General features: G+C 63.8%; 4 protein-coding genes. 1 reads left to right on the top strand and 3 read right to left on the bottom strand.

Going from position 1 to position 6,105, the window contains the following annotated elements:
• Positions 1-528 (bottom strand): hypothetical protein, encoded by a 528-nt coding sequence (locus SH809_01215; GenBank protein ID MDZ4698297.1) that lies wholly within the window; start codon positions 526-528, stop codon positions 1-3.
• Between the two features lie 126 nt (positions 529-654).
• Entirely contained in the window at positions 655-927 is a 273-nt protein-coding gene (locus tag SH809_01220) for a hypothetical protein (protein MDZ4698298.1), read from the bottom strand.
• A 92-nt stretch (positions 928-1,019) separates the two neighbouring features.
• Here SH809_01220 and SH809_01225 point away from each other — a divergent pair, with 92 nt between their 5' ends.
• The gene (locus tag SH809_01225) at positions 1,020-1,754 is read left to right on the top strand and encodes a hypothetical protein (GenBank protein ID MDZ4698299.1); all 735 of its coding nucleotides are present in this window, start codon (positions 1,020-1,022) and stop codon (positions 1,752-1,754) included.
• Positions 1,755-1,918: 164 nt separating this feature from the next.
• Here SH809_01225 and SH809_01230 read toward each other — a convergent pair.
• Positions 1,919-6,105: alpha-2-macroglobulin family protein (locus SH809_01230; protein ID MDZ4698300.1), on the bottom strand; the 4,187-nt coding region annotated here is incomplete at its 5' end.

Genomic DNA, 6,105 nt, shown 5'->3' on the forward strand with positions numbered 1-6,105 from the left:
TTAGAAGCTATCGGTGACGATGGTGACCCGTTTCATCACGACATGCGCCCGTTTGTCGCCAACCATGGTGTCGGACTCGATGGTGGCGGTGATCTGTTTGGCGAAGGTGGCGGACGACGGGGAGGTATTGGGGGACGAAGGGGAGACGTATTCGACCGCGTAGCTTACGTGGAACATGAACGTGTCCGCGCTCATGACGTGCGTGGCCGTTTCCTCGAAGCCGTCGTAGTCGTCCAGGTCGTCGAACGTGGCTTTGTTGGCGCCGTTTTCGCCACTGTCGTGACCGAATTCATTGATCTGCGAGAAGTCGCCGGCGCCAAAGGTCATCTTCGTCGCGCCGACCGTCGCTTCATCGAAGGCGACGGTGTTCATGATCTCTTCCAGCTGGCGCGCGCCGAAGTCGATCGCTGCGTTCTCGAGTTCGCGCACGTAGCTCAGTTGCTGGACGCGGAATATGGACTGCTGCTGGTTCACTGTGATCATCATGGTGATCATCAGCGCACCGAACGCAAGAATGGTTTGCTGCATGGTGGCGGCTCGGGTAGGGAGCTACGGCGTGGGATGGGGGATGCCTGTGTAGTGGTATCGGCAAATTTTTCCTACTCTTAATTGACCTTACGCACGGTTATTAGTGAGACACGATGTTTCGTGTCTCTACAACATGTAACCCGGCATGTAACCCGGCATGTAACCCGTCATGTAACCCATCATGTAACCCGGCATGTAACCCGTCATGTAACCCGTCATGTAACCCATCATGTAACCCGTCATGTAACCCGTCATGTAGCCCGGCATGTAACCCGGCATGTAACCCGTCATGTAACCCGTCATGTAACCCGGCGTGTAACCCGGCATGTAACCCGTCATGTAACCCGTCATGAAAACCGGCATGATTGCTTGTTTCTTTCCATCGCTGCGTAACGTCACCTCTTAAATCAACTTCTTCCCCGCGAAACCTGATGCCGGGAGACGCGCGTATAGCCCCGTATGCACTCCAACCATCTATCATCAACAAAGCCATGATCCGATCCGCGTTTGTTGTACCTGTCCTCGTATTGCTGCTCGTTGGAACGATGTTGCCAGGTTGTTCAGGAGGATCGGACGAGCGCGAGGAGCGCATCAGGGCCGAGCGGATGGCGCGTGAAGCGGAGGAAAAAGAGGCCACCGAGTGGGAGACGGCCGAACGCGGCGACGACCCCCAGAATCTGGGGGAAGCGATGGAGCAACTGGGTCAGGCGCTGGGCGAGCTCGGGGAGACGATCGGGGGGGATGCCGCCGTATCGCCGGTGGACTTTCGCGATCTGCGCGACCTGATCCCGGACGGGGTGAGTGGCATGGAGCAAACGGCCAACAGCGGCGAGCGCGCCGGCGCCCTGGGCATCATGATCTCGAAGGTGGAGCGCACGTTCGAGTCGAGCGATGGCAATGAGGAGATCCAACTCTCGCTCATTGACCTGGGCAGCCTCAAAAACGCCGCCATGCTCGGGTTTAACTGGATGCAGTTCGAGGTGGACCGCGAAGACACCAACGGCTTCGAGCGCACGACCGATTTCAAGGGCTTTCCGGCCTACGAAAAAGCCACACAGCATGGCGATTCCGAACACACGGAATTACACGTAGTCGTCGCCGAACGCTTCGTCCTCCAACTCAACGGCCGGGGCGTAGACATCGACGACCTCCGCGATGTCGCCGGAGATGTCGACCTCAAGCAACTTGATAAGATGCGGTTCGATGGGGTGAAAGCGGTGGATTAAGGAAAAAGGAAAAAGGAAAAAGGCAAAAGGAAAAAGGTAAAAGAGTAAAGGAAAAACAACGCCCCTTTTGCCTTTACTCTTTTACCTTTTTCCTTTACTCTTTTGCCTTTCCTCTTTTACCTTTTGCCTTTCCTCTTTTACCTTTTGCCTTTCCCCCTTTTACCTTATCGAACGATCAGTCTTCCCGACGCCGTGCGCCCGTTGGTTTCGGGCTGGTACATCCCTTCCGCCTGCGCTGGAGGGTGGATGAAGGTGCCGGCGGTGGTGGCGCGGGCTACGTAGGTGTAGGTGTGTTCGCCTCGCGTCAGGTAGTCGGCGAAGAGGACCACGCGGTCGTCGCGCATCTCGGTTCGGTTAAACGATCCCCACCAGCGGTCGCTGCCGGTATCCTGCAGGTATTCTCGGTTCGTGGTGGCGAAAGCGTCGTTGACGGCCTCCAGGCCGGCCGGCAGAGCGTCGTCCACGACGACGTAGTTCCGGTCGGCCGGGCTCGTCAGCCGGATTGTCACGCGCACGAGTTCGCCGGCGTCGAGGGTAACCGTCTTCCCACCCGTCGTTTCAGACGCTCCCACCGGCTGCCCGGACTGGTCGATGCGCTGGAAGCGCCGCTCGATGCTGAGCCCCTGGTCGAGCGCGGCGACGGGGTCGCTGCTGAAGGACTCGAGCCGGAGGGTGTAGTAGAGGTTGCCGGTACCGTCTTTCCGGATCTGCACCGGCAGTGAAGCGCCGGCGGTCAGGCCTTCCAGGGAGGTGGCCGCGTCGTGGGTGTCTAGCGTGCGACCGCTGAACGAGGCTTCCAGGACGGAGCGGCCGGCGAGGGCTATCGTCGCGGTGAAGTTGGCCGCATCCTCCTCGTAGGCCTCCTGGTAGAGGCGCAGCGCGTCGATGACGGCGGCATTTTCCTGGGTGGACGCCCAGTGGTCGCCGCTGCGGTTTTCGAGCAGGTAACGCACCATTCGCTCGACCAGCAGGCGGGTCTCCTCCGGCGGGCGTGTTTCGATGAGGGCGGCGAGGCCGAAGGCGGTGGACCGGGTGTCGCTGGCGAAGATCCAGCCGGCCGCCGGCCCCTGCGCCGCCGTCAGGTACGCCGTGGTACTCTCCACCCGAAGCGCCTGGACGATGCTGTCTATCAGCCGCTGTTTTTGTATCTGGAAGAGGGGCGCGTTTCGATGGATGAGGAGGCGAAGCAAATGGCTTCGCCCGTCCATGCTGATCGGGGCGCCATTCGCCGTCACGCGGGTGGCGAGGTCGTTGATCTCCTGATCCAGAAACCGGCTGTGCCGGCCGAGCGCGTACAGCATCAGCGCCCGGGTGTCGTTCCAGGATGCGTCGTTGAGGTAGTCTGGGCGTTCGCTGGCGTTCGCCACCGAATAAGCCAACGCCTCCACGGCCTGCGTCGCGATGGTTTCGGGGATGCGGAAGCCGGCGTCGCGCGCCTCGGCCAGCGCCAGCACGACATAGGCGCTCACGTAGGGGTGGACGTAGTAGTCGCCGCGCCACAGGCTGAAGCCGGAGCCCATCCAGTAGCCGGGCAGGCTCTGGAGCCAGTCGGTCACCAGCGAATCCCGTTCGCCGCCGAGCACGTCGATATCAAACAGATCCAGCAGAGCGCCGCCGGCGAGGAGCGGCCGGATGCGGGAGGTCCGTTGTTCGAGGCAGCCGTAGGGATATTCGAACAGGTACTCCGCCGCGCCCTCGAGGCCGACCAGCGCCGTGCTGGCGACCCGGGCCTGGAAGTGGCCAAGGGAAGGGATGAGATTGCCGGGCAAGCGGAGGACTTCCTCGGCGGAGGATTCAGTCGAGGCGAAGGTCGCCTGGGTGGATTTAACCGTCGGTAGCGAGACCGGGAGGCCTACCTCGAACGCGTCGGTTTCATTGCTCAAACGGGCGGTGAACCGGAGGGTGGCGTCGCCGGCGGCCTCGCTGGCCCAGGCGAAGCGCACCTCGCGCGTCTCGCCACTCGCGACCGTCACCGTCTGGCTGGGCGGACCCGTCAGCGTCAGCCCCTCGGCTTCGACGGAGACGGTGGCGTCGCCCGGAGCTCCCGTCCGGTTGGTAATGAGCACGCCGGCTTCGAAGGTGTCGTCGAGCCGGGCGAAACGCGGCAGGGCCGGCGTGAGGGCGAGCGGTTTCGTGACCACGATATCCGTCTCCCCCCGCCCGAACTGGTTGCCGGCGGTGAGCGCCGCGGCCATGAGCCGGAAGGTGGTGAGGCTTTCCGGGAGCCGGAAGGTGACGCGGGCGCGTCCGCGGTCGTCGGTTTGCACCGCCGGCGCCCAGTGGGCCTGGGGCCGGAAGTCCTTCCGTACGCCGCGCTGGCTTTCGTCGCCGCCGCCGCCGCCTTCATCCATCTCCTTGAGCCCGTAATTGCGCTGCTTGACGAGGTCGGCCAGCGTCTGGCTGGTGGTTACACCCAGCGCCCGTTCGCCGTAAAAGGTGTCGAACGGATCGGGGAGGGTGTAGCCGACGAGGTTCAGCACGCCGGCGTCGGCGGCGCTGAAGGCGATTTCGCCGCGGACGCCCCGGCCGGCGGCGTCGGTGAGCTGGAGGTCGACGCTGATTTCATCGCCCGGACGGTATTCGCGGGCGTCGGGTTCGACCGCGACGGTCAACCGGCGCACGCCGGTCTCCACCCCGATCGCGGCGTAGCCCATTTTAAACGAGGGCGCCCCGGGATCGCTGGCCCCACTCGGCGGGGCGGACCGGCCGGTGAGCAGGAGCACGCTCACATAGATATTGGGGAGATGGGCTTCGGTGATCGGTACCTCGATCTGCGGAGCGCTGCCCGTGAGGGTGACGACGCGGCTGGAGAGGATGCCTTCGCGCTCCACGGTCACAAGCGCGGTTGCCGATTCGTACGGCGACTGCACCATGAACCGGGCTGTCTCGCCCGGGGTGTAGGTCTGTTTTTCGGGGATGATCTCGATCCGGTCGTCGTCGTTGCGGCGCCAGGCGACGTAGCCCGCGCCGGTCGCATAGAAGTAGGCCTCCGTCCGGATCGCGTTGCCGCGCAGGTCGCGGCTTTCGGCGCGGATGACATAGCTGCCGCCTTCCTCGATCGTGAAGCCGACACGCTGGGCCCGGCCGGCCTCGGTGCGTACGTTCTGCTCCTGTTTCACCTCTTCGATTTGCTCACTCCGCCACCGCATCCGGCCGTCAGCGCCGATCTCCCGCACGCTGTTCCACTGCTCGCGGATGAGGGTGAGGGCGACCTCTGCGTCCCCTACCGGGGCGCCGGCGGGGTCGGCCGCGATCACATCCACGGTCATTCGCGATTCGGTGCTCAGGTCGAGGAAGGTCGTTCGCGGTTTGAGGCCGATGTAGTAGAGGCCCGGGTGCAGGATGGCTCCGGCGGAGCCGCCGTTTTCCTGGCGCGACGGATCGGTTACGGCGGCACCGAGCGTCAACTGCGCCGGCCGGCCCTGCCCGTTGCTCGGCAGCTGGGCGCGGATCGAGAAGCGCCCGTCAGCGTCGAGCAACGAGTCGCCGCTGGCGATCTGGTCGTAATAGGAATAATCGGATCGCCACGAGGCGAACAAGAAGCCGTCGTAGCCCGGTGGGGTGTAGTACGTGGGGTACTGGTCGAGCGTGTAGCGAACAGGCTGGTTCTGCATTGCCGCGCCGAACAGGTACCGACCGGAAATGTCGGCCTCGAAGAAGTCGCCGGCGATATACGCCTCGGCCGAGGCGGTGACATCGACGGCGAACGTCGCGCGCCGAAAGGCATCCACCCGGAAGTAGTGCTCCGTGATGTAGGTCCGCGCGCTGTCGGCCAGTGTGGCCGTCACCCGGTAGGAGCCGAGCGTAGCGCTCTCCAGGCTGGTCCACGAGAAATCGAATGTCCCCATCCCGCTCGGGAGGACGCGGTGCTGGAGGGCCACTTGCTCGTCCGGGCCAATGATTTCGAGGATCACGCTGTCGCGCAGCGAGGCCCAGTCTCCGTCGGTTTTCTGTCGGAAGATCCCCTTGAAGTGGGCCGTCTCGCCGGTGCGGTAGAGGCCGCGGTCCGTGAACAACACGCCCTCGCGGTCCACGGGCTGGGGATTCCAATCCGAATTGAGCCCAAACCGATACGGCTCCAGCCCCGTGTCGAACAGGCTCGAGGTAAACGCGAGGTCGCCGGCTTTTTCGACAAACGCGTACTGGGTGGGGACGGACCATTCGTCCGCACGGGGGAGGTTCAGCCCGTGCCAGCCGGGGCCGGTCGCCTTGCCTTCGGCGTCCGTGACGCCCTGCCAGTATACCCGGTTGTCGGCGCCGCGGATAGTGACAGCCGCGCCCGCGAGCGGGGCGGCTGTGGCGAGCTCGGTGACGAAGATGAGGTTCTGGTGCGGGCTGAACTTACCGGTCA

This window comes from Rhodothermales bacterium, assembly GCA_034439735.1.
In the GTDB taxonomy this organism is placed as follows: Bacteria; Bacteroidota; Rhodothermia; order Rhodothermales; family JAHQVL01; genus JAWKNW01.

What these genes read in the sequence shown, in the direction of transcription:
- SH809_01225 (MDZ4698299.1), top strand. Translation starts at nt 1,020, where the DNA reads ATGATCCGATCCGCGTTTGTTGTACCTGTCCTCGTATTGCTGCTCGTT.
- SH809_01215 (MDZ4698297.1), bottom strand. Translation starts at nt 528, where the DNA reads ATGCAGCAAACCATTCTTGCGTTCGGTGCGCTGATGATCACCATGATG.